This is a genomic window from Sphingobacterium cellulitidis, assembly GCF_043187465.1.
Classification (GTDB): Bacteria; Bacteroidota; Bacteroidia; order Sphingobacteriales; family Sphingobacteriaceae; genus Sphingobacterium; species Sphingobacterium cellulitidis.
On the sequence record NZ_CP171136.1, the window covers coordinates 582,089 to 605,595 of the forward strand.

At 37.3% G+C, this 23,507-nt stretch carries 19 protein-coding genes; 6 read left to right on the plus strand and 13 right to left on the minus strand.

The genetic code is table 11. The annotated features are described in order from the left end of the window. Nucleotides 1-524: 524 nt before the first annotated feature. From floA to ACF3OC_RS02535, 3 genes are all read left to right on the plus strand, one after another. Entirely contained in the window at nt 525-1,502 is a 978-nt protein-coding gene (gene floA, locus ACF3OC_RS02525) for a flotillin-like protein FloA (protein ID WP_093100815.1), read from the plus strand. A 364-nt stretch (nt 1,503-1,866) separates the two neighbouring features. Further along, nucleotides 1,867-2,385 carry an HAD family hydrolase gene (locus ACF3OC_RS02530; RefSeq protein ID WP_094280230.1) on the plus strand — a complete coding sequence of 173 codons (519 nt, stop codon included), beginning with the start codon at nt 1,867-1,869 and terminating at the stop codon, nt 2,383-2,385. Then, nucleotides 2,385-2,981 carry a Maf family protein gene (locus tag ACF3OC_RS02535; protein ID WP_256962490.1) on the plus strand — a complete coding sequence of 199 codons (597 nt, stop codon included), beginning with the start codon at nt 2,385-2,387 and terminating at the stop codon, nt 2,979-2,981. The genes ACF3OC_RS02530 and ACF3OC_RS02535 overlap by 1 nt, the downstream gene beginning before the upstream one ends. Nucleotides 2,982-3,027: 46 nt before the next feature. Here the strand turns inward: ACF3OC_RS02535 and ACF3OC_RS02540 are convergent, their stop codons facing one another. The 11 genes from ACF3OC_RS02540 to ACF3OC_RS02590 form a co-directional block, all read right to left on the minus strand. Then, entirely contained in the window at nt 3,028-5,700 is a 2,673-nt protein-coding gene (locus ACF3OC_RS02540; protein ID WP_392470816.1) for a TonB-dependent receptor domain-containing protein, read from the minus strand. A gap of 58 nt (nt 5,701-5,758) precedes the next feature. Then, on the minus strand, nt 5,759-6,208 hold the full coding sequence (locus ACF3OC_RS02545; RefSeq protein ID WP_144043678.1) for a hypothetical protein: 450 nt from the start codon (nt 6,206-6,208) through the stop codon (nt 5,759-5,761). A 389-nt stretch (nt 6,209-6,597) separates the two neighbouring features. Then, nucleotides 6,598-8,226 (minus strand): IS1182 family transposase, encoded by a 1,629-nt coding sequence (locus ACF3OC_RS02550; RefSeq protein ID WP_277712172.1) that lies wholly within the window; start codon nt 8,224-8,226, stop codon nt 6,598-6,600. Between the two features lie 119 nt (nt 8,227-8,345). Beyond that, nucleotides 8,346-9,104 (minus strand): tryptophan synthase subunit alpha, encoded by a 759-nt coding sequence (trpA, locus tag ACF3OC_RS02555; RefSeq protein ID WP_094280227.1) that lies wholly within the window; start codon nt 9,102-9,104, stop codon nt 8,346-8,348. A gap of 1 nt (nt 9,105) precedes the next feature. Then, nucleotides 9,106-10,290, minus strand: coding sequence for a tryptophan synthase subunit beta (gene trpB / locus ACF3OC_RS02560; RefSeq protein ID WP_094280226.1), 1,185 nt, complete (start codon nt 10,288-10,290; stop codon nt 9,106-9,108). Further along, on the minus strand, nt 10,268-10,909 hold the full coding sequence (locus ACF3OC_RS02565) for a phosphoribosylanthranilate isomerase (RefSeq protein ID WP_094280225.1): 642 nt from the start codon (nt 10,907-10,909) through the stop codon (nt 10,268-10,270). The genes trpB and ACF3OC_RS02565 overlap by 23 nt, the downstream gene beginning before the upstream one ends. Further along, nucleotides 10,902-11,891: an anthranilate phosphoribosyltransferase gene (trpD, locus tag ACF3OC_RS02570; RefSeq protein ID WP_094280224.1), complete on the minus strand. Its 990-nt coding sequence runs from the start codon at nt 11,889-11,891 to the stop codon at nt 10,902-10,904. Before trpD ends, ACF3OC_RS02565 begins: the two co-directional genes overlap by 8 nt. A 203-nt stretch (nt 11,892-12,094) precedes the next feature. Beyond that, nucleotides 12,095-12,568: a hypothetical protein gene (locus ACF3OC_RS02575; protein WP_094255478.1), complete on the minus strand. Its 474-nt coding sequence runs from the start codon at nt 12,566-12,568 to the stop codon at nt 12,095-12,097. Nucleotides 12,569-12,689: 121 nt separating this feature from the next. Continuing rightward, nucleotides 12,690-12,911 carry a DUF2795 domain-containing protein gene (locus tag ACF3OC_RS02580; RefSeq protein WP_002996718.1) on the minus strand — a complete coding sequence of 74 codons (222 nt, stop codon included), beginning with the start codon at nt 12,909-12,911 and terminating at the stop codon, nt 12,690-12,692. A gap of 135 nt (nt 12,912-13,046) precedes the next feature. Beyond that, a complete protein-coding gene (locus tag ACF3OC_RS02585; RefSeq protein WP_094255477.1) occupies nt 13,047-13,784 on the minus strand; it encodes a 1-acyl-sn-glycerol-3-phosphate acyltransferase in 738 nt (245 codons plus the stop codon). Between the two features lie 70 nt (nt 13,785-13,854). Beyond that, on the minus strand, nt 13,855-15,225 hold the full coding sequence (locus ACF3OC_RS02590) for a dipeptidase (RefSeq protein ID WP_094255745.1): 1,371 nt from the start codon (nt 15,223-15,225) through the stop codon (nt 13,855-13,857). A 222-nt stretch (nt 15,226-15,447) separates the two neighbouring features. Here ACF3OC_RS02590 and ACF3OC_RS02595 point away from each other — a divergent pair, with 222 nt between their 5' ends. Continuing rightward, on the plus strand, nt 15,448-18,234 hold the full coding sequence (locus ACF3OC_RS02595) for an outer membrane beta-barrel protein (RefSeq protein WP_094280223.1): 2,787 nt from the start codon (nt 15,448-15,450) through the stop codon (nt 18,232-18,234). A gap of 8 nt (nt 18,235-18,242) precedes the next feature. Then, nucleotides 18,243-19,028 carry a GLPGLI family protein gene (locus tag ACF3OC_RS02600; RefSeq protein ID WP_179221428.1) on the plus strand — a complete coding sequence of 262 codons (786 nt, stop codon included), beginning with the start codon at nt 18,243-18,245 and terminating at the stop codon, nt 19,026-19,028. A 448-nt stretch (nt 19,029-19,476) separates the two neighbouring features. Here ACF3OC_RS02600 and ACF3OC_RS02605 read toward each other — a convergent pair whose 3' ends face one another. Next, the gene (locus ACF3OC_RS02605) at nt 19,477-19,659 is read right to left on the minus strand and encodes a histone H1 (RefSeq protein ID WP_094255474.1); all 183 of its coding nucleotides are present in this window, start codon (nt 19,657-19,659) and stop codon (nt 19,477-19,479) included. A gap of 127 nt (nt 19,660-19,786) precedes the next feature. Further along, entirely contained in the window at nt 19,787-21,925 is a 2,139-nt protein-coding gene (locus tag ACF3OC_RS02610) for a S46 family peptidase (protein ID WP_094255743.1), read from the minus strand. An 80-nt stretch (nt 21,926-22,005) separates the two neighbouring features. Between ACF3OC_RS02610 and ACF3OC_RS02615 the strand changes: the two genes are divergently transcribed. Continuing rightward, nucleotides 22,006-23,367, plus strand: coding sequence for a DEAD/DEAH box helicase (locus ACF3OC_RS02615; protein ID WP_371128713.1), 1,362 nt, complete (start codon nt 22,006-22,008; stop codon nt 23,365-23,367). Nucleotides 23,368-23,507 lie beyond the last annotated feature (140 nt).

The window sequence follows — 23,507 nt, forward strand, 5'->3', positions numbered from 1 at the left end:
TTTTTCATAAGTGATAAATATCCGAAATTCATATAAGAGTTTTAATAATGTTTTAGTAATTAAATATTAAAACCAGAATCAAATGTCCTGAATTAAATTGTAACCTGTTTCGGAAAATTTATACAAAGGTAATGAACTAAATAAGAATCAATACTACCTTGAAAGTCATTTATAATTAACATCTTTTGTTTTATCATCATTTTTAGGTCGTTTTCGAAGGAATCTGAATAACACAAAAATCTAAATTTTTGCTATAAATTTCATTTATTTTGGTTAAAAAATTAATAGTTAGTAGTTTAAGAATGAATTTTATCTTAATTTTTGATGAAATTATCCCTTAAATTCCTAAATGCTTGTCGTAACACCTAAAATTAAAAATAGTTTCCTAATCTTTTAATGAATTCTTAAATGTTTTTTCAACTTGAATTTGTTGGAAATTGAATGTCAGGCATAAATAATGCCCATAATCTTTGAAATATTTTTATATCTTTAAGAAGTTTGAAACAATATTAATCTAGAAGTTAATGGATTCACCTATTCAACTAGTTCTAATTATTACGGGGTCAGTAATAGCTATTTTCTTTTTATTGTATTTATTGCCAGTCAATCTATGGTTTACTGCGCAATTGTCCAATGTAAAAATCAGTTTGTTAAACTTAGTTTTAATGAGATTACGTAAAGTACCACCATCTTTGGTTACCAATGCGATGATCACTTCAACTAAAGCGGGTTTAAAAATTACCTCCAATGAAATTGAAACACATTATTTAGCTGGAGGAAATGTGAACAAAGTTATTAAAGCTTTGATTTCCGCCGATAAGGCCAATATTCCTTTAGATTTTAAGTTAGCGACAGCGATAGATTTAGCAGGGCGGGATGTGTTTGATGCGGTGCAGCTATCTGTAAACCCTCAAGTTATTAATACGCCACCCGTTGCTGCTGTAGCAAAAGACGGTATTCAGTTGATTGCAAAAGCACGTGTAACGGTGAGAGCTAATATTAACCAATTAGTAGGGGGTGCTGGTGAAGAAACAATTCTAGCTCGTGTGGGTGAGGGAATTGTAACCACAATCGGTTCATCTGCTAATCATAAAGAGGTATTAGAAAACCCAGATAGAATTTCCAAAACGGTTCTCTCTAAAGGATTAGATTCAGGGACTGCCTTTGAAATCCTTTCCATTGACATCGCGGATATTGATATTGGTGAAAACGTGGGAGCAAAACTACAAACAGATCAAGCTGAAGCTGATTTGAAAGTCGCTAATGCACGTGCTGAAGAGCGTCGCGCAATGGCGGTTGCAACAGAACAAGAAATGCGTGCGAAAGCCCAAGAAGCGAAAGCAAAAGTGATTGAAGCTGAATCTCAAGTTCCTATGGCAATGGCGGAAGCTTTTAGAAATGGAAACCTTGGAATTATGGATTATTACAAAATGCAAAATATCCAAGCTGATACAGATATGAGGACATCAATCTCAAAACCTCAGGGTCCAGATAAGAAATAACAATCAGATAATGATTGCTGAAAAAGCCGTGATTAAGAAGAATTCAAGAATCTTAATCATGGCTTTTTTTCTAAATGAAAAAACCCTGACGATGGGCGCCAGGGTTTGATACTAACCAATTATAAACCTAAATTATGAAAAGACAATTTTAAAATAATTCTACTTATCCTTCGAATTATGCAACAAAGGTACGTCGAGAAATCACATTTGTCAAGGATTGTATAAAAAAAAGTTTCCCTTGCAACCATTTTCTGACAATTCTCTGATTTAAGTGTTTAAACAAATAAATAAATGGCGTAATCGAATTAAGTTTTAAAGAAATTCGTCTCTATAATTTATTTAATTTTGAACATATTGATTAAATATGATATTAAAGAAGTTTGCTGCGACTAAAGCAGTCGTATTAGATGTTGATGGTGTATTGACAGATGGCCGGTTACTAGTAACCGAAGCCGGAGAACAGTTGCGTAGCTTTTTTGTTAAGGACGGATATGCTATGCAATTAGCAATCAAAATGGGCTTGGATATTTGGGTGATCTCTGGAGGAAGTTCTGAAGGGGTTAGAAAAAGATTGCAAGGTTTGGGAATTACCGAGATCCATTTAGGGGTGAAGAATAAAATGGATGTCCTCAATCAACTGACAGAAAAGTATCAATTGAATTTACATGACTTGATGTATGTGGGGGATGATATGCCTGATTATGAGGTTATGCAAGTGGTAGGAGTTGCCGTTTGTCCAAATGATGCTGTTGATGATATCAAAACCATTTCACACTATATGTCACCAAAAAATGGAGGTGAAGGAGTTGTGCGCGATGTCCTGGAAAAAATCTTAAAACTTAAGGGGCGTTGGGGTGTTCAAACTGAAATAAAAAGTGTTTAATGATTATCCAAGATAGATTAAAGTCAATTCCAATCATTTTAGGATCCAAATCTCCGCGACGTAAGGAGCTTCTTAAGTCAATGGATCTTAATTTTTCAATTGAGGTTAGGGAGACTGATGAATCCTTTGATCCCGAATTAAATGCGATTGAAATTGTAAAACATATTGCTGAAGCAAAGCTTGCGGCATTTAATGAGCCTTCTTATTATGATAAGCTTATTATATGTGCAGATACCATTGTAGTTGATCATAATTTTGCTGTTATTGGTAAGCCTAAAGATGAGGCTGAAGCAAAAGCGGTGATTGCTGGACTCAGTGAGAATGATCATAAGGTATTTACAGCAGTGGCAATAAAGTATCAAGACCAAGTCTGTTCCTTTGTGGAAGAAACTAAAGTTTGGTTCAATAAGCTAAGTACCGAGGAAATAAATTATTATGTGGATCATTATCATCCACTGGATAAAGCAGGATCCTATGGAATTCAGGAATGGATAGGTAGGATTGCCATTGAAAGAATTGAAGGTTCTTATGAAAATGTAATTGGTCTACCAACTGCCAGATTGCAGAAAGAACTCAAGAAAATGTTTGGTATATAACCAAAAAAAGGCGGGAATATTTCCCGCCTTTTTCATTGAATTAAATTTATTTAATGTGATAACGAATTCCAGTGTAGAACATTCTACCTGCAATTGGTCCCCAAAGCATATTGGTGTCAAAATGTTGTCCAAATGGTTGGTCAAAAGCTAGAATAGGATCTTTTTGGTAAAAATTACTCAAATTCTCCCCACCAATGTAGATATCTATGTTTTTATTCTTACCCAAAGTTTTGCTCACCTGAGCGTTCATCGTTACATAAGCATCAGAATAATTTGCCAATTGATATTCTACTGGATTGCTACTCGTATTTGGTAACCTTTTCTTTCCAACCACATTCAAGGTATAATCAAAATGCCAACCTGAGTGGGTATTATAAGCTAGATTCATAAATCCACGGTGTTTCGCAGTCAATGGTTTTTGCAAACTACCTGATTTAAATTCAGTCTCTACATCCAACATACGGTAAGCCATTCTTGCTTCAAAATGTGCTGCAGGCATAAACCTGAATTCTGCTTGAAGACTATTTGAATACGATTTGCCATCAAGATTGTAGAATGATACCTCTCGGGGATTTTCAAAATCAACTACCACTTGATTCTGGAAATTATTGTGGAATAATTCTACCGATACTCCAGACTCTCTTCCGAACAATTGGAAGCTTTGATCAATGGTAAAACCAGTATTCCAAGATACCTCTGGTTTTAATCCATAAGCTCCCTCGCCATTGGCTAGGTTTGCTAAGCCCGCGATACTACGGCTAGATGCAAATATTCCCAAGTTTTCCGCAAAGATGTTCGCTGTGCGTTGTCCTCTTCCTGAACTCAAACGAAGGGTTGTCCCAAGTATAGGCTCATAACGTAATACTGCTCTAGGTGTGGTAAACCAACCATAAAGATTGTTGTAATCTTGACGAATCCCTAAAACAGCATCAAATTTTTCACTAGGACTAAAGGTATATTCTGCAAAAACTCCTGATACCGCTTCCTTTCTACCAAAGTTGTAGTCGAAATCATCGCTAGAATTAACGCGTTTCAGTTCCTCATCATATTTATCATATTGAATTGAAGCTCCAACTTTATACTTGTGAGCAACATCACCTATGATGTCCTGAAACAATAGATTTGCATAGTAGGAATTCTGTTCATTATCATAGGAGTTCAAGCCAAAGAAACTTTCTTGTTTGTATTGGCTCGCAGATAATTGCAAACCGATACTACGGTGTTTATTCGTAGGGAATACATAGCCTAGCTTACCAAATCCCTCAATACGTTGGTTTTTGAACCCTAATCCGTATTTATTGGTAGTGAATTTATCAGTGCTTTCATTAAAATCAATCTGTCCACCAACACGATCATCATGTAGAAATTTGATTCCGAATTGCGCAATGATTCCCTTGCCATTTTCAAAATGCCAACGATTGACTCCGGAAAACAAATTCCCTACAGGCATATCTCGAAAACCATTATCACTGAAGTTCATCTTTTTATTATACATGAAGTTATCATGTAATAATAATCCAACTGACCACTTTTCATTGATATGATGGGCTAAGTTCAGGTTAATATCCGTACGTCCCATGTTATTGGCGTAGGCATTAAAAAATAACTTCTCGCTATTATGAGGTTTCTTGAGTTCCACATTAATCTGTCCAGCCATGTTTTCAAATCCATTGGCTACAGAACCGATACCCTTACTGATATTAATGGCTTCGATCCAGGTCCCTGCAATACTGTTCAATCCCAATGGCGCGGCAAATCCTCTTGGTCCTGGTAAGCCTTCTACGGTCATTTGCGTATAAATCCCTGCAAGACCTAACATCTGAATTTGCTTACTTCCCGTTACGGCATCACTGCTCACTACGTCAACAGAAGCATTGGTCTCAAAGCTCTCACTTAAATCACAACATGCCGCTTTGAATAATTCTTTTGCTGTTATGGTCTCAACGCGATTAGGAGTCAGTTTCGAAATGTAATTGGACTTCTGTTTTTTACTGATGACAATCTCCTGAAGGCGGTTGTTCTTAGCTTGAACGACCAATACCTCATGCAGATTCTTTACCTCAATAGTATCTCCTTGCATACTCGCATGGGAAATAACCAAGTTTCTATAAGGCTTTTGGTGCATGATTTTAAACACGCCGTTTTCATTTGTTTTCACTTTTTTTGAAGGGTTGTCCGCCCAAAAAATAGTGACTTCAGCAATAGGAGTTAAATCACCTTTGTCATTTTCATTAACCACAACTCCAGTGACTTCATGGTCGTGATCATGGTTATGACCGCCATCTTCATCATGCTTATGTTCTTCACCCTCATGTGAATGACCATCTTCAGAATGATCATGGTCATGATCAGCATGTTCATCATGCTGATGATTTTCTTCATCGTCCATTCTTGAATAGAGACAACATTCATGGAGCTCTTCATATACTTTGTCAGGAGCTCTAAACTCTTTAGTGTCATGGCCCGCAGCGGAAATTCCCTGCTTTATCTTGTCTAATGAAGTTTTGCTAGAATCAAAGCTTACCTTCGCCATTCCGGATTGTACATCCCAATCAATAGATTTAGCACCGGCATCTTTTCCAGCAGTTTCAATTCTCTTCTTACACATGGCACAATTACCAGAAACTTTGAAGCTTTCAGTGATTGTCGTGTTTTGGGCATTCACAGCTGTGCCCACAGCAATAAAAATAAATACGAATAAATATCTAAAAATGTGCATTATATCATTGTTATTAATAATTCAAAAAGTTCAAACTCGATTTTGAGATTATTAATAATCAAATGATGAAACTACAGTTAATAAGATATACAGAGTGGTTTTCCGCGAATAAGGCGGGCTTGGAAGGTTGAGGTTCCTCCGGCTTTTCATTTAAGACTAATTCCCATTGGTTTAAAATCCATGGAATTAAAACTATGGCTGGTGAAAAGTCAAAAATACTTCCGAACAACATCTTAGACCGGGTTTGGTCATTCTCAGAAGTCAGTTCTAAATCTACCTTGGAATCTTTACAAGAATGGTCGTCCTCACATTGTGACTTGCTCTCATCATGAGAATGGTCATGGTCTTTATGCAAATCTATACACATCGGACAACTGTCATGTGATACTTTAGCTTCCTCCAAAACAGAAAATTGAGTACTTTTTCCACAATGGTGCATATGTATACTAGCTCCTGTACTACATACAGAATAAATCAATAGTAAGCATATGGCTACAATTTTTCTCATGACGACCCCAAATATAAGGAACTCAATATTAATATGTGGATAATTAATTGTAAATTTTTCTTGTCAAAAGAATTCACACTATTTATATTAGAATTGACTTAGTACTTTATAAACCTTTTTTTATGGAAACAATAGCTGCACATCCAAATCTGCTATATTTTGGCTTGGTAAGTCTTGTATCAGCAGGAATCTTGGTAATTTTCCTATTCAACAAAATTCTGAGAAGAGTTAATTAATAGTAATTCATGGCTTTTTGATATCTCTAAGCCATGAATTTTTTGATGAGCTTAAAAATTCAGACAAAAATGAACACATTAAAGAAGGTGTCTAAAAAGGCACCTTCTTTTGTTTTAATACCTTTCTTGATCTCAATTATATTTTAAACAATATTAAGCTGCAAGTCGATTTTCTGTACTTTTCATCACGCTGATAGCTTGATTTATCGCAAATAGGGAGTTGTTGCCACCAGGTTTACCAATTAAAGTTTTGCTTTCCCACTTTTTTGCCCATTTTCTTAGGTTATGGGCAATAGCCATCAATCCGAACTCCACAGTAACTTTCTCGAGTCCTTTCATACTAAAGCGGGTAAACTTGTTGTTGCTTTTCATCTGTCCAAATACCGCTTCGACTTCCACGGGTCTTTTGCTTCGATGGTATAGCCCTTGTGTCGATAGTAGTCTTTCTCTAGCTTTAGCCTTGAGCCAAGCAAGGCGGTGATTGACTTCAATCAGACGATTGCCCTGTGCTTTATGACACCCATCACGCATCGGACAGCCCTCACATCGCTGAGCTTGATAGCAGCTCACCTGGGCGGCATATCCGTTGGTACTGACCCTGGTTGTTTGTCCGACAAAGCTTAGTTTCTGTCCTGCCGGACACACATAAAAATCCTCCTGATCATTGTAATATAGGTTCTGTACCGAAAAAGGATCCTGCTTATGCTTTCGCTTCTGCTCCATATGGAAGTAATTGTACTTGATAAAAGCGGTTATATCCTGTCCTTCCAACAACTCATAGTTCTGCTCACTGCCATATCCGGCATCTGCGACGATTGACTCACTTTGTTTTCCGTAACGGGACTCAAAGCCTTCCAAATGTTCCGGTAGGGTTGTCGTGTCTGCGGTAGTCTGATGGATACTGTAATGGGTGATGAACTGTTCCTCGGTACTGATCTGTGTATTGTAGGCGGGTTTGAGTTGACCGTTCTTCATGTGATCCTCTTTCATGCGCATAAACACAGCATCGGTATCGGTCTTACTATAACTATTGCGATCCCCTAGTATTTTCAGCTGTTCTTCATATTTCTGCAATCGTGGCAAGTAGTCATCTTCGAGTTTCTTAAGCTGCTTATCGGTAGACTTATTGGCCACTTTGAGCTTTGCATTGATCGCTTTGATCTTTTCCTTCAGCTGCGTGCTGTCGATAGCCTTGCTAACTTCTTGATTGCCTAATGTAGATTGGTCTTGGGTAATCTGCGCATCAATATCGGCAAGAACCGAAGCGATGTTCGCTTCTAACTTTACCTTGTTTTTCTCAACCGATTTCTTCCATACAAACGTATAACGACCAGCTGCAGATTCGATCTTGGTACCATCAACATACTGAACTTTCAGGCTGACGTACTCCATTTCATGTAACATCCGGACGATACTTGCAAACAACTCCTGTATTTGCCCCTTAAGACGCTTCCCCCTGAAATAGTTGATCGTACGATAATCAGGGGTACTGTTGCCAGAAAGCCACATGAAATAGATGTTCTCTTGTAAGGCGCGTTCAATCTTTCGGCAAGAATAGATATTGCTTAAATAGGCGTAGAACAACACTTTGATGAGCATCCGGGGATGGAAACTAGTAGTGCCTCCCCCTTTATAAAGTCGGATAATATGATCCAGATCCAACTGATCAACAACCTGATTCACCAACCGAACAGGATGGTTCAATGGAATACGATCAAAAATATTTTCAGGAAATAGACTCGGACTATTGGATGGAAGAGCTTTGAATTGTATGTTTGCCATATTGTTTTTTGGGTGCACCTTAAGATACTAAATCTTAAGGACAAAAAACAGAAAACCCCGCCATTTTTTAATGACGGGGTTATTTTTTTTTAGAGACCTTTTTAGACAGCCCCTTTTTCTTATCCTTTTATCGAACTAATAAATTCCGGAATCTTTTTTAAATAATCTTCCTCTGATAATAACTTAACAAAGGCAGTTCCAATGATGGCAGCATTTGCATATTTTGTTGCCTTCTCAAAGGTATCTTTGTTATGGATCCCAAACCCTATCACAATAGGATTCTTCAAATCCATTTCCTTGATCCTCTTAAAATACGTCTCTGATTGCTCCTGAACATTTAATTTCGTTCCTGTGGTTGCATTCGAGGATAATAAATAGATAATACTGGTGGAAAGTGAATCAATTTTGCGGATGCGGTCCTCTGATGTCTGCGGAGTTACCAAAAATACATTGCTAACATTGTTCTCCTCAAAAACTCCTTGATACAATTCCTCATACTCATACATCGGCAAATCAGGGATAATAGTACCATTAACACCAACCTCCTTACAGGCCTTACAGAAATTTTCAACACCAAATTGAATAACAGGATTTACATAACCCATGAGGTAAACAGGGATAGAAACTCTTTTTCGAAGATCTTTCAGCTGTTCAAACAAGACCTTTAAGGTCATCCCATTCTTTAATGCTACCTCTGAACTATGTTGAATGGTTGGACCATCAGCAACAGGATCAGAATATGGGAAACCAATTTCTAAAAAATCAGCACCTGCTTTTTCTAAAGCCTCGGCGATATCTAGCGTACTATCCAATGATGGGTAGCCTGCAGTAAAATATATGGAAAGCAATCCGTTTGCTTGTTTATTTAATTGAATCATATTAAAAGCCAAAGTATTTCATGTAATTATCCAAATCCTTGTCGCCACGTCCCGAAAGACAGATAACAACTGTCTCATCTCCCTTGAAGTTCATCTTTTCCAAGTGAGCCAAGGAATGCGAACTTTCGATGGCAGGAATTATTCCCTCTAGTTTTGTCAATTGCAATCCTGCCTGCATAGCCTCATCATCTGTTGCACTCACGTAGGTTCCGCGCCCTGATTTAAATAGCCATGCATGTTGCGGTCCAATACCAGGATAATCCAATCCTGCAGAAATGGAATAAGGCTCAATCACCTGTCCATCCTCTGTCTGCATTAATATAGAACGGCTACCGTGTAGTACCCCTTCATTCCCTAATACAGTTGTTGCTGCCGACTCTCCGCTATCAACGCCATGACCTGCAGCCTCAACCGCTATCAGTTGGACATCCTCATCATCCAAGAAATGATAAAACATTCCCGCAGCATTTGATCCACCACCAACACATGCCATCACAATATCAGGAGTCGTTTTCCCCGTTTTCTCTAAAAGTTGTTTCTTGGTTTCCTCAGAAATAATAGATTGAAATCGAGCAACCATATCCGGATAAGGATGTGGCCCTACCACTGAACCAATTATATAATGCGTATCCACTGGATTATTGATCCAATCCCGCAAGGCTTCATTGGTTGCATCCTTTAAAGTCTTACTTCCAGAAGTCGCTGCCACAACTTTTGCCCCCATCATCTTCATGCGGGCAACATTTGGTGCTTGTCTCTGAATATCAATCTCGCCCATATATACCACACATTCAAGACCTTTCAAAGCACAAACTGTCGCTGTCGCAACCCCATGTTGTCCTGCTCCGGTTTCCGCAATAATCCGCTTCTTGCCCAAACGCTCTGCCAACAATATCTGACCAATTGTATTATTGATCTTGTGGGCTCCTGTATGGTTTAGATCCTCACGTTTTAAGAAAATCTTCGCATTGTATTTTTCCGAAAGCCTTTGAGCATGATATAAGGGGGAAGGTCTGCCTACATAATCACGTAATAAGTACTCAAATTCCTGCTTGAAGGAAGGATCTTCCATAATCTCCAAATACTGCTGTTGCAATTCCTCAACATTCGGGTACAGCATCTCAGGAATATAGGCCCCTCCAAATGGTCCGTAGTATCCTTTATTATTTACTTGATATTTGCTCATTTCGTATGATTTTCAATGCTAATTTTAATTTTTCAATGTCTTTAAGACCTGGCTCGATTTCAAACTTCGAATTCAAATCCAGACCTACTAATCTTTTATCTTCAAAGTTTATGGCCTCCTCAAGATTCTCCAAGGATAGCCCTCCACTTAAAAAATATGGTTTTTCAATAGGGTATTCCTTCAGCTTTTGCCAGTTAAAAGCTTTTCCCGTTCCGCCATAAGCCGGGCTTTTACTGTCAAACAGGAAAAAATCCACATGGTCCACAAAGGATTCCAATTGGTTCCAATCGAATTCCTCATCAATTCCAAAAGCTTTTATCACTTCCAATCCTTCGGACTTTAGGGCAGATGCCATTTCCGCTGTTTCATCTCCATGCAATTGGACGGCTTTCAGGGATAACCTATTTACACTTTCCAGTATCTCTGCAATACTTGAGTTTACAAAAACTCCTGTTTTTTTTATGTTTTTTGAAATATCAAGGTTGGCTAGGTCTCCAACATATCGAGCTGATTTCTGATAAAAAATATGCCCCATATACTGGATAGGAAGTTCCAGAAGCTGTAAGATATTATCTGGCTCCTTCATTCCGCAAACCTTGATCAATAGTTCTTTAGGCATTAACTAATGTTTTAAAACTGTTCAATGCTTTTAGCCCCAACAAAGAGGTTTCAGCCTCATAATAACAATCGCCAAAGCTTTTCTCCGGGTGGAATGTCTTAATTCCGAAAGCTGCATTTGTCAATACGACATTGTTTTGAATATCTGTTCCTTTTCCTTCAATGATCTGCCTGAATATTTTTGCAGCATCTTCGATACTATCTCCGCCTGCTAGGTCATTCGCATCAACTGCCGTAAATCCTAATTCATCAACTGTAAAGTAGTTTTCACCCTGATTGTTGATCACCTTGAAATCTCCAGTCAAGGAAATCTCATCATAACCATCCAGGGCATGCATGATACTATATTGTTTATCGGTATTTTGATATAAATAAGCATACAAACGCGCAAGTTCTAAACTAAAAACACCTACGGATTGAAACTTCGGATTTGCAGGATTGGTTAATGGACCAAGCATATTAAAGAAGGTTTTTACGGCCAGTGCCTTTCTGATAGGAGCTACAGTTTTCATCGCTGGATGAAATAATGGCGCATGTAGAAAACAGATATTGGAGGTTTCCAACTGTTTTTCCAAAACATCCTTATCAGTTGTGAAGGTATAACCTAAATATTCCATCACATTTGAAGACCCACAGCTGGACGATACGCCCACATTCCCATGTTTTGCAACATGATATCCCGCTCCAGCCACCACAAATGAGGCCAAGGTTGAAATATTGAAAGTGTTTTTGCCATCACCACCTGTTCCACACATGTCAATCAGTTCATAACCGTTAAAGTCAACCTTATTGCATAGGTCATACATCGCATCTCGGAAGCCACCTAATTCCTCAACCCGGATGCTGCGCATTCCATAGATGGTCATAAAGGCCGCTATCTGATGATTATCATATTTCCCGGTAGCAATGTTAGTCAGGATGTCATAAGCTTCCTTTCTGCTGAAGGACTTATATTCAAATAAATGCGCTAGAATTTCTTTCATATTTTGTAATAAAAAAGGGCTTGCCAACAAGGCAAGCCCACTATTATTTAGTTCTTTAATTCAACCAATAGGTGTTTGCCACAACATTATTTGTTGTGCCACCACCAAGTTGTATTGAATTGAATTGTATTCATCGTTAGTTTAACAAATATCCTAGATGTTTTTGATAATTGCAAGAAATCCTAAGAAAAAATGATTATTTGTTAATATAGGACAAAATGTGCGCGCTCATCTCCCTTGGAAACCAAAGTGAATGATCCGATCTTGTCGCCTTCAACATAGATACTGGTAACCAATCTATTTTTATAATAGATAAAGTACATGTCATTAACATTCAAACCCTCTGGGTCGATATCACGAACTTCCTTTCGCGGTAATTGGCTGTAGTTTTTGATCTCAATCTGATCTATATTCTTACTGGTCAGATTCAACCGGATTTCCTCCAAGCTGACTTCCAGATAGTCATATAATTCATCCGAAGGCTCCTCAACATTTACCCACTTACTCAAAATTACATCCAAAGGAATTTCCTTATTATTTAGGTCATAAATAAAATCCGTAGCAATATCGAGACTGTTAAAATTACTTTCCATTTGTTCTTCTTCCTCATGCTCATGCTGAGCAAATGATAGGATAGGAGTTAATAAAAGGAAAAAATAAATTAAATAATGTTTCATTCTTTATTTTCTATTGTCGTTCTATTGACCAAATAAATAACAAAAGGATTAATCCATTGCATTAATTTACGAAGCATTAATAAAAAAGCGCCCTTCATCAAGGCGCTTTCTATACCGATTTTTAATATTCGTCTTCGTTGAAAAAGAAATCATCTTTAGTTGGATAATCTGGCCAGATTTCCTCAATGTTTTCATAAGGTTCACCATCATCTTCCAACGCCTGAAGATTCTCAATTACTTCAACTGGTGCTCCTGAGCGAATAGCGTAATCTATTAATTCGTCTTTTGTCGCTGGCCATGGAGCGTCTTCTAAATGAGAAGCTAATTCAAGTGTCCAATACATATCTCTTTAATTAAGTTTCACGTTTTCGCAAAAATAATATTTAATTTAACTAATGCAAGTAAATTATCTTTAATTCTTTGTTAATAACCTTATCTTGCAGTAATTCAGTTTATTAAAATAAAAGAATTCGTAAAATTAATGTCCCTGATTCCAAACTTTTTTCATTTTTTCATAAACTTCCATTTCAATGGAATCATATTTTTGACTTTGACTCGGATGATAGTTGATTGGTTTAAGGACTGAGATATGAATCACTCCGGGTTTGGAGCCAAACCTGGCACCATCATCAAACAATATTTCCCAGGCATTGTGGATGACTACAGGTAGGATAGGAGTATGGTTTTCTAAGGCCATCTTAAATGCCCCAGCTTTGAAACTATGAAGTTTGGGTGGATATTCCTCATCAATTTTCCCCTCCGGAAAGATAACTACAGATTTTCCTTCTTTCAATAACTCTGTCGCCCGTTTAAAAGCCTTAAATGCCGATATCTTACTCGTGCGATTTACGGGAATATCTATGGATTTAAAAAATATCCGGGTTACAGGATTCTTAAGCAATTCAACTTTTCCAACAAACGAAAATTCCTGCGGACATAAATAAGTTAATGCCGTGATATCAAGAATGGATGTATGGTTGGGGCAAATGATATAGGGAATTGACCAGTCTATCGGTTCTTCATAATGGATTTTGAACCGTATTCCAACTAAATGTACACTCAGGATGGATATCCATTTGCGAAACCAAACAATCGCCGAATAATGCTTAATAGGATTCTTCGAAAGGAAATAGAGAATGGGAAAACTTAATGAAAAGAAAAATAGGACAGATATAAAATATAATAACCTATGGATTTTCTTTAAAATTATTAACATATCTTCCTATAACATCGTTTTGCGATGGTATAAAAATATAAAAAGCTTCACGATTGTGAAGCTTTTTATTTTATTTACTTAATTCCGCATAATATTTATGGAATAAAGGAATAGTTTCAATTCCTTTCAAGTAGTTTTCGATTCCATACTTCTCATTAGGAGAGTGTAGGTTATCTGAATCTAAACCGAATCCTAAAAGAACAGTTTTAATTCCTAATTCTTTTTCGAATAGAGCAACAATTGGAATGGATCCTCCACCTCTTGTTGGGATTGGTTTTTTATTGAAAGTATCTTCCAATGCTTTTTCAGCAGCTTTGTAAGCGATACTATCTGTAGGTGTAACCACTGGTTCACCTCCGTGATGCGGTTTAACCTCTACTTTTACTGATTTAGGAGCAATCTTCTCAAAATGTTCCTTGAACAATTTAGTGATACGCTCAGAGTTTTGATTAGGTACTAAACGCATTGAAATCTTCGCAAATGCTTTCGATGGCAATACTGTTTTTGCACCTTCTCCGATATATCCACCCCAGATTCCATTAACTTCCAATGTAGGACGGATACCTGTACGTTCAATCGTAGTGAAACCTTTTTCACCCCATAATTCCTGAACTCCTAAGTCTTGCTCATATTCTTGAACATCAAAAGGCGCTTCATTCAATGCTTTACGCTCTGCTTCGGTCAATTCCAAAACATCATCGTAGAAACCTGGAATGGCAATATGATTGTTCTCATCATGTAAGGAAGCAATCATTTTTGAAAGAATTGTCGCTGGATTGGCAACTGCACCACCATAAACACCAGAGTGTAAATCACGGTTTGGACCAGTTACTTCTACTTCTACATATGAAAGACCACGTAAGCCAGTTTCTAGGGATGGGTTTTCCAAGCTGATCATGGATGTATCGGAAATTACGATTACATCTGCTTTTAAGCGCTCTTTATTTGCATTCACGAAAATGCCTAAGTTCGCTGAACCAACTTCTTCCTCGCCTTCGATCATGAATTTCACATTACATGCTAATTCATTCTCTTTCATCATGTATTCGAACGCCTTTACGTGCATGTAAAATTGTCCTTTGTCATCCGCTGAACCGCGAGCATAAATTTTACCATCGCGAACAGTAGGCTCAAAAGGTGGAGTCTCCCATAATTCAATAGGATCTGCCGGTTGAACATCATAGTGTCCATAAACTAAAACTGTCGGTAAGCTTGGGTCAATGATTTTCTCCCCATATACGATAGGATAACCTGCAGTAGGACAAATTTCTACCTTGTCTGCGCCAGCATCCTTAAGTTTTTGAGCTACAAATTCTGCCGTATTTAGTACACCTTCCTTATACTGTGGGTCAGCACTAACTGATGGAAAGCGCAGTAATTCAAATAATTCTTCTAAGAAGCGATCTTTGTTTGCTTCTACATAGTCTTTGATTTTTTGCATTTCAAAAGTGTTTTTACAAAGGTAATGAAATATATTTTTACAAAAGATGTAACTTTTCCTTTCTTCCTCCGACATATTATTTTAGAAAATTTTAATGAATGAAAACTCATTCTTAATGGTCTTGTGTTAAATGATTGTTAAATACTTTACATTTTCCTTTTATTTCTCACAATAGTGATAATTTAGCTTTGCCTTTATTTGATTTGAAACTTTAACTTTTTTATGAAACTACTAACCAAAGTAATTCTAAGCCTTTCCTTCGGTTTATTTTCACTTGCAAGTTTTGCCCAGACCAAAATCACGGGAACAGTCGTTGATGAAACTGACAAAACAAAACTTACTAACGCATCAGTCATGCTCTTGCATGCCAGAGACTCCATTTTGGTCGACTTTACACGTGCTAATCAAGATGGTAAATTCACCTTAAATAATCCTGATACTTCGGATTATTTGCTCATTGTGAGTTATCCCAAATTCGGAGACTTTTTTGAAACTATTAATAAAGGCTCCGGCAATAAAAACCTCGGTGAAATCGGTTTACAAAGTGCCGCCAACTTAATCGAAGAGGTTTTGGTAACTGGTAAAATTCCAATCGTAATCAAAGGGGATACCGTAGAATATGATGCCTCCAGCTTTACTACCGAGAAGAATGCCAAGGTGGAAGATCTATTAAAGGTTCTACCGGGGATTTCAGTCGATGCGAGTGGTAAAATCACTGCTCAAGGTAAGACCGTAGAAAAAGTACTGGTCGATGGGGAAGAATTCTTTGGTGATGACCCGAAATTGGTAACCCGAAATATTCGTTCGGATATGGTAGATAAGGTTCAGGTTTTTGAAAAGAAATCCGAAGAAGCGGAACGTACTGGGGTGGATGATGGCCAACGCATACAAACCATTAATGTTAAATTAAAAGAAGACGCTAAAAACGGAATGTTTGGCTTATTAGAAGGCGGCGGCGGTCTGGATAATAAATCCGGATATTACATGGGTAAAGCAGCTGTCAATAAATTCAAAGGCTCTCAGAAAATCTCTGCTTTCGGAATTACCTCAAATAATGGTACAACGGATTTAGATTGGCGTGAAGCTGAAAAATTTGGTATTGATAATAGTAATGTTACTGTTCTTGATGATGGTGGAATTATGATAACTGGTGGCGGGGGCTTTCTCAACAATACCAATAGAGGACAACCTCGCGTATTAACAGCTGGTGTTTCCTTTATGGATGCTTGGAAAGAAAAAAATCATAAACTGAACTTAAACTATAAATATGGTTTAGCAGAAAATGAAGTGACCACCAATTCCATTAATCAGACAGCATTAAAAGATGGTCTTTCCTATTCTGAAAACAGTAATCAAGATGCTTCCAAAAGTTTAGGACACCGTTTTAATACCAAATATGATTATAAAATCGACTCATTAACGACCTTGACCTTACGTGTTGCGGCTTCGAAAATGAAAAATGAAAATAACACTTCTTTGAAAGGGGAAAGTTATTTGGATGGGGTATTAAGATCGGAAAATGATAGAACACAAGATATCACTTCCAATAGTAATGATTTCAATTACGATGCAAACTTCACTAGAAAATTCGCCAAAGAAGGTCGTTCATTCAGTATGAAGTTCACTGGAAATAATGGGAAGTCTGAAACGGATATGTTCCTCAACTCTTCTTTGGTAGATAAAGTTACTAACCAGGAACAATTGGTTGACCAGTTTAAGGATAACACGTCGAATACTAGCTCTATTATGGCTGGTGCAACATATTCAGAACCTATTTCCAAGAAAATCAATATGGCTTTAGGTTATGAATACACCAACTCAAAAGCCCATTCGGTAAATAGTGCCTATAATAAAGATGCTGATGGTAATTACACAGAGTTTGATGATATCTTCAGTAATGATTTTAACTTCAATACCGTTCGTAATGCAGCTAATCTAACCTTTAACTATAAGGCTGAAAAAATCGAGTTCAATCTGACCAACAATATCAGACATGATGATATGTATCAGAAAAATAACTTGCAGAATAATGAAATGAGCAGAAATTACTTGACTTACAATCCAAGAGCTCGTTTCAGATATAATTTCTCAAAAGCAAAGTCATTGAACTTGTCCTATAACAGATCAAATTCATTACCTTCTTTGTTTCAGATTCAACCGCTTAGACAAAATGAGGATCAAATGAACCAGTATTTTGGAAATGAAGAATTAAAGCCTTCAGTATCCAACAATTTCAACCTGAACTATTTTTACTATGATATGTTGAAAGGTAAGAATATCTATTCTGGAATTGGTTTGACTCAAACCTTAGATGCAATTCAAACAGATGTGGTAATTTATCCTTCTTCACGTCGTGAAATGTACTATGTGAACTCGGATAAAGCCATGTTAAACGGTTATTTATACGGTGGTTACTTCTTCGATCTTATCAAAAAGCATCAGATCAAAATGAGCCTTGGTGCAAATGGTAACTTGAATAATTACTATAATAAAATCAAGGATTTAACCAATGCTGCGAATCCTAATGAATTTGAAGAAAATAAAAATATCAGCTATGGATTCAGTGGAGATATTGGTTTTCAAAAAAGTACGACCAAGGGATTTGACTTTAATATCAGTTTTTCTCCAGGGTACAGAGTGATGGAAACAACTTTAAATCCAGAATTGAACTCCTCAGGTTTTACTTTTGATTCTTACGGTAGATACACTTATTACCTACCAGCCAAGATTCAATTTACTGGAGAGATCAATTTCGAATATGAAGCTGCGACAAAAACTTTACCAACAGATTTCAGCCGTCTTAAGTTTAATCCAGGAATACAGAAGAAGTTCATGAAGAATGAAAACCTGACTGTTAACTTCTATGTGAATGACTTATTTAACCAGAATGTTGGCTTTAGCAGAAGACAGACTGGTCAAGGATTTACCCAACAAACATTCAATAATATCTCTAGATATTACATGTTGAAATTGACTTGGGAGTTTACATCAATGAAAGGAGCTGAGTAATTATGAAAATGAAAAATATTATCACAACCATATTATTAGCAATCCTAAGTATGGGATTTGCTAAGGCACAATACGCATTTTTCCCTGAGCAAGGGGTAATCACTTACGATAAAACGGTTCACGTCAAGAATCTGATGCGTAGACATCTTCAAACTTTAAAGGATGATAATTTCTCCAAAAAGTATTTTGAAGAAATGATGACGAAAGCTCCTGAAACAGCGGTATTAACCAAGAAACTTTCATTTAGTGGTCCTGAAATCAGTGTAGAGCCCGTAGAAAAGGAACAATCCCAATTAGTTTCCAATTTATTGAGAATGGGATTATTGGATTATGGCGCTAAGATCTATCAGAATTTGGATAAGAATGAATCCTTATTGACCATGGAAATGGGTGGATCTCAAGTCAACATAAAGGACTCTTTGACCAATGTGAAATGGAAAATCACCAATGAGTACCGAAACATTGCAGGCTACGATTGTAGAAGAGCCAACGGAGTCACTTTAGACTCTGTGTACGTCGTTGCTTTCTATACTGACCAAATCCCTACCTCTGCAGCTCCGAGTACCGTACATGGATTGCCAGGTATGATTCTAGGCTTAGTAGTTCCAGAGCAACACTTCAACATCTACGCCACCAAGGTTGAGATGACTGCAACAACGGTCAACTCCAATATTTTCAAAAAGAAAGCTGAAACCATGACCCGCGAAGAAGCCAGAGTTCGCTTTAAAGAAATCTTCGGCCGCTGGATGACCGACAAACAGTTCAGCCTAATCATGGCCGCCATGCTACTCTAATTCCAACAAATTTTATATATTAAGTAACTCAATTAATGATGATGCAAAGAGCCAAATTTATTTGGCTCTTTCTTTTAGTATTTAGTAGAGAGTATTTAGTATTTAGACTTCCTGCCTGTCCCCAAATACAGTTTCCCGTTTCAATATTTCCACTTCCATCAATCACAAATAGCATTTCCCGTTTCAGTATTTCGACTTCCATCAATCAAAAATAGCGTTTCACGTTCCAATATTTCGACTTTCATCAATTCCAAATAGCGTTTCCCGTTTCAATATTTCGACGTTTATCAATCCCCAAATACAGTTTCCCGTTTCAGTTATTAGCCTTTCAGACCATATCCTTCCCACCATTATCCTGGCCAATCCTCCAATCCTCCAAATCATGGTTGAAGACAAAAAAAAATCCCGGCTTTTTAAAACCGGGATTTTTATGCTCTAATTCAACGAATTATTTCTTTGAATCGTTTTTCTTAGAAGTAACTTCGTTACGAATGTCTTGAGCTAAAGTTTTGATTTCTTGTAACCCTTTACGAACACGTGTTCCTGCTGCAGAGTTTCCATTATTGAAGAATTTTTCTGCGTCAGCTTCGATTGAAGCTACTAGCTCTTTTAATTTAGTGTAGTTTTCCATTTTTTAATTAATATAATTTTAGTTTTTCTTAATTAATTCTCTAATATATCATAAATATACAAAAGGAAAGCAAACAATGCGAATTTTAAAATGTTTTTTTGTGTTATAAACGCCTTTTTTGTGGCATCTACTCTACTATTTTCAATTCGTCAATAATGTTTTGTGCTCCCGCAAACTTGTCAATTATGAAAAGAACATATCGGATATCAACCGAAATAGTGCGTTGCAACTTAGGATCAAAAATCACGTCTCCGGCCATTGCTTCAATATTTCCATCAAAAGCCAAGCCAATTAATTCTCCATTACCATTTAAAACTGGGGATCCTGAGTTACCACCGGTAATATCCTGATCACTTAAAAAGTTAACTGGGAGATAACCTGCTTTATCTGCATAACGTCCAAAGTCCTTATTTTCATATAATTCCATTAACTTTTTAGGTAAATCGAATTCCTCATCTCCAGGTTTATATTTTGCAATAGTACCTTTCAATGTGGTATAAAAATTTTGCTTAGCATCGTTTCTTTTATCTTTCGGAAGGGCGCGAATGGTACCATAAGTCAATCTTAAAGTCGAGTTCGCATCCGGATAATATTTACCATTTGGATCCATTTCCAATACTCCAGCGATATATTTGCGGGATGCAGTCAAGAACTCATCGTTCATTTTTTCTGCCTCTGGAGAAGTCTCACGGTATTTATCCATCAATGCTGAAGATAGCTTGTAAAGAGGATCAGAATCAATTAATTCTGCCTTAGGATTCTTTAGGTACTCTGCTAATTTTGCTTGTGAACCAAATACAGAATTATCAAATGCTGACTGAATATCTGATTGGAAGTTTCCACCGTTTTTGCTCGCCATATCGCGAACATAAGTTGAAATTTCGCCACCTTTTGCAGCATATAAGTTTAACTCATCTGCTAAAACATCAACCTCTAAAGGCATATGAGCCTTTTCATAGTTGTCTGCAATAAATGCCTCCAAACGTGGAGCCATCTCTTTGCGCTTAGCTTCATTTTCCTGAGCATATTGTTTTAGACCAGCGCCTAATGAAGCCGGCATAGCTGCAAATGTCGAAGAACGTAACATACCAACTAAATAGTTGTCTTGTCTCGCCTTATCATTTGTTTTTGCATAGTAATCATTGATTACAGCTATAACATTACCATACTTCTCCTTGTTCTCAGCACGGTTTGCCCATTTGTTGAATTTCTTCTCTTGCTTACGCTTTGCTGCGGCTGTCTTGTGTTTTTTCAAGGCATCGATCATCCCTTGTCTATTCTTCCAGTAGTTGGCAACTCCTGAATATTTAGAAGCATAGTTTAATTTTACAGCTTGGTCTTTATCCATGTATTTTTTCATGGCATCCATACCTACTTTTGAAGCTTCAACCCATGCAGGGTATGCATAGTTTACATTCTGGTCAATACCTGCTGCATTCATCCAGCGGTTTGTACGACCTGGGTAACCTAAGATCATCGAGAAATCTCCATCTTGGAATCCTTTGATACTTACAGGTAAGAATCTTTTTGGTTTCAAGGGAACATTATCCTTTGAATAAGCAGCTGGATTACCATCTTTATCGGCATAAACGCGAAATATAGAGAAGTCACCTGTATGACGTGGCCATTCCCAGTTATCTGTATCACCACCAAATTTACCAATGCTGCTCGGAGGAGTACCTACTAAACGAACGTCAGTAAAATCTTGATAAACGAAGTAGTAATATTCATTGCCATTGTAGAATGGACGAACTGAAACTACATATTTTCCACCCTCACTGTTTTCTTGTTGAATTTTTGCAATCTCTTGATTGATTACTTTCTCACGCTCTTTTTCCGACATCTTGTCGTTTACTAAGCCCAAGATACGTTTTGAAACATCATCCATACGTACGAAAAAACGTACGAATAAAGATTTAGGCTTTAATTCTTCACTGTGATTTTTAGCCCAAAATCCATTGGTTAAGTAATCGTGTTCAGGAGTTGATAATTCAGCAATCGCACCATAACCACAGTGGTGGTTGGTAAATACTAAACCACTTCCAGATACAATCTCAGCGGTACATCCACCATTAAATTGTACGATAGCATCTTTTAAGCTGGAATTATTGATGCTATAAATTTCTTCGGCTGTTAATTTCAAGCCTTTCTTTTGCATGTCAGCTTCGTTCAGACGCTTTAGGTGCATCAGGAACCACATGCCCTCATCTGCAAATGAGAAGGTACTAACGAGCGTTAGCACACATAGTAATACTAGTTTTTTCATATCAACCTTTTTATTGGTAAACAAATTTGCTGGAATTTATGCGCAAATCAAAATGATTTGTAAGGAAATCAGCGCCATGCATGTCCTTGGATTTAACTATCTTTGCCGAGATGGCGTCATTTGAAGACTTTAAATTTAATAAGCAAATCCTAAATGCTATAGCTGAAGCAGGGTATACAACCACCACTGAGATTCAGGAAAAAGCAATTACTCCAATCCTCGCTGGACAGGATGTAATGGGAATTGCGCAAACCGGAACCGGTAAGACCGCTGCATTTGTCCTACCTATGTTGATGAAGCTGAAATATGCCCAAGGAAATGATCCTAGAGCCTTAATTTTAAGCCCAACCAGAGAATTGGCAATGCAGATTGAAGAACATATCAAACAGTTCTCAACATATTTAGATCTTAGAACCGTGCTTTTATATGGCGGTTTGGGACCTAAAACTCAAAAAGAACTCCTTAAAAATGGTTGCGATATTATCGTCGCTACTCCAGGTCGTTTCCTAGATCTATATCTGGAAGGGGATATTAATGTGAAAAGCTTGAAATTCCTCGTTCTTGATGAAGCCGATAAAATGATGGACATGGGATTTATTGGAAAAATCCATAGAATCCTTGAAATTGTCCCTAGAAAAAGACAAAACTTATTGTTCTCAGCGACAATGAGTGAATTGGTTAGAAAAATCGCTGGTGACTTCTTGGCTTTTCCAACCGTCATTGAGGTAACAGAACAAGCAACTCCAGCAAAAACAGTGACTCAGGAACTGTATCATGTTCCAAATCTGAAAACAAAGATCAATTTATTGCAACATTTCTTTAAAGATGATGAAACCTTCAATAGAATCATCGTTTTTTGTAAGACAAAGGTTGTTGCTGACCGTGTATATTCTTTCTTGGAACGTAAGTATGGTCCTGATGATGTTCGGGTAATTCATGCTAATAAGGGGCAGAATACCAGAATTAACTCCATCAACGCCTTTAAAGATGGTGAAGTACGGATTTTGGTGGCAACGGATGTTGCTGCTCGTGGATTAGATGTTTCTCAAGTCAGTCACGTGATTAATTTTGATGTACCAATCGTAATCGAAGATTATGTACATCGAATTGGACGTACAGGTAGAGCATTCCAAACCGGAGATGCCATTACATTTTGTAATCCTGCTGAGGAATATTACATCTCAAAAATTGAAAAACTTATCCGACAATCTATTCCTGTCAAGGAATTGCCGGCGGATGTCATTGTTGAAAAAACACCTTTCGATGAAAAACAGTCCATCGCTAGGGAAATAGATAATCAGAAGAAAAAAGATGACCCTGATTTCAAAGGTGCCTTCCACGAGAAGAAATATGTGATTAAAGCGAACAACGCCAGAAAATCAAGCCGTGGAAAAGCAAAACCTGGAAATAAAGGGAACAATAAACCAGGGAAAAAGAGATGAAATTAACCCCCCTGAATATAACACTAGCTTGTATTTTGGTCTGGGCAGTCTCTGAAATGGGAACCGGTGAAAAACCTTTGTTCTCTTGGGGAATGCTTATTATTTTATCCATTGTATTAATTGTCGTAGACATCCTTTTC

Excerpts from the sequence above, each read along its gene's own strand:
- floA (WP_093100815.1), top strand. The coding sequence starts at position 525 with ATGGATTCACCTATTCAACTAGTTCTAATTATTACGGGGTCAGTAATA.
- ACF3OC_RS02575 (WP_094255478.1), bottom strand. The coding sequence starts at position 12,568 with ATGAAACATTATTTAATTTATTTTTTCCTTTTATTAACTCCTATCCTA.
- ACF3OC_RS02610 (WP_094255743.1), bottom strand. The coding sequence starts at position 21,925 with ATGAAAAAACTAGTATTACTATGTGTGCTAACGCTCGTTAGTACCTTC.
- ACF3OC_RS02535 (WP_256962490.1), top strand. The coding sequence starts at position 2,385 with ATGATTATCCAAGATAGATTAAAGTCAATTCCAATCATTTTAGGATCC.
- ACF3OC_RS02540 (WP_392470816.1), bottom strand. The coding sequence starts at position 5,700 with ATGCACATTTTTAGATATTTATTCGTATTTATTTTTATTGCTGTGGGC.
- ACF3OC_RS02585 (WP_094255477.1), bottom strand. The coding sequence starts at position 13,784 with ATGTTAATAATTTTAAAGAAAATCCATAGGTTATTATATTTTATATCT.
- ACF3OC_RS02605 (WP_094255474.1), bottom strand. The coding sequence starts at position 19,659 with ATGGAAAACTACACTAAATTAAAAGAGCTAGTAGCTTCAATCGAAGCT.
- trpB (WP_094280226.1), bottom strand. The coding sequence starts at position 10,290 with ATGAGCAAATATCAAGTAAATAATAAAGGATACTACGGACCATTTGGA.
- ACF3OC_RS02580 (WP_002996718.1), bottom strand. The coding sequence starts at position 12,911 with ATGTATTGGACACTTGAATTAGCTTCTCATTTAGAAGACGCTCCATGG.
- trpA (WP_094280227.1), bottom strand. The coding sequence starts at position 9,104 with ATGATTCAATTAAATAAACAAGCAAACGGATTGCTTTCCATATATTTT.
- ACF3OC_RS02595 (WP_094280223.1), top strand. The coding sequence starts at position 15,448 with ATGAAACTACTAACCAAAGTAATTCTAAGCCTTTCCTTCGGTTTATTT.
- ACF3OC_RS02565 (WP_094280225.1), bottom strand. The coding sequence starts at position 10,909 with ATGCCTAAAGAACTATTGATCAAGGTTTGCGGAATGAAGGAGCCAGAT.
- trpD (WP_094280224.1), bottom strand. The coding sequence starts at position 11,891 with ATGAAAGAAATTCTAGCGCATTTATTTGAATATAAGTCCTTCAGCAGA.
- ACF3OC_RS02530 (WP_094280230.1), top strand. The coding sequence starts at position 1,867 with ATGATATTAAAGAAGTTTGCTGCGACTAAAGCAGTCGTATTAGATGTT.
- ACF3OC_RS02590 (WP_094255745.1), bottom strand. The coding sequence starts at position 15,225 with ATGCAAAAAATCAAAGACTATGTAGAAGCAAACAAAGATCGCTTCTTA.
- ACF3OC_RS02550 (WP_277712172.1), bottom strand. The coding sequence starts at position 8,226 with ATGGCAAACATACAATTCAAAGCTCTTCCATCCAATAGTCCGAGTCTA.
- ACF3OC_RS02600 (WP_179221428.1), top strand. The coding sequence starts at position 18,243 with ATGAAAAATATTATCACAACCATATTATTAGCAATCCTAAGTATGGGA.
- ACF3OC_RS02615 (WP_371128713.1), top strand. The coding sequence starts at position 22,006 with ATGTCCTTGGATTTAACTATCTTTGCCGAGATGGCGTCATTTGAAGAC.
- ACF3OC_RS02545 (WP_144043678.1), bottom strand. The coding sequence starts at position 6,208 with ATGAGAAAAATTGTAGCCATATGCTTACTATTGATTTATTCTGTATGT.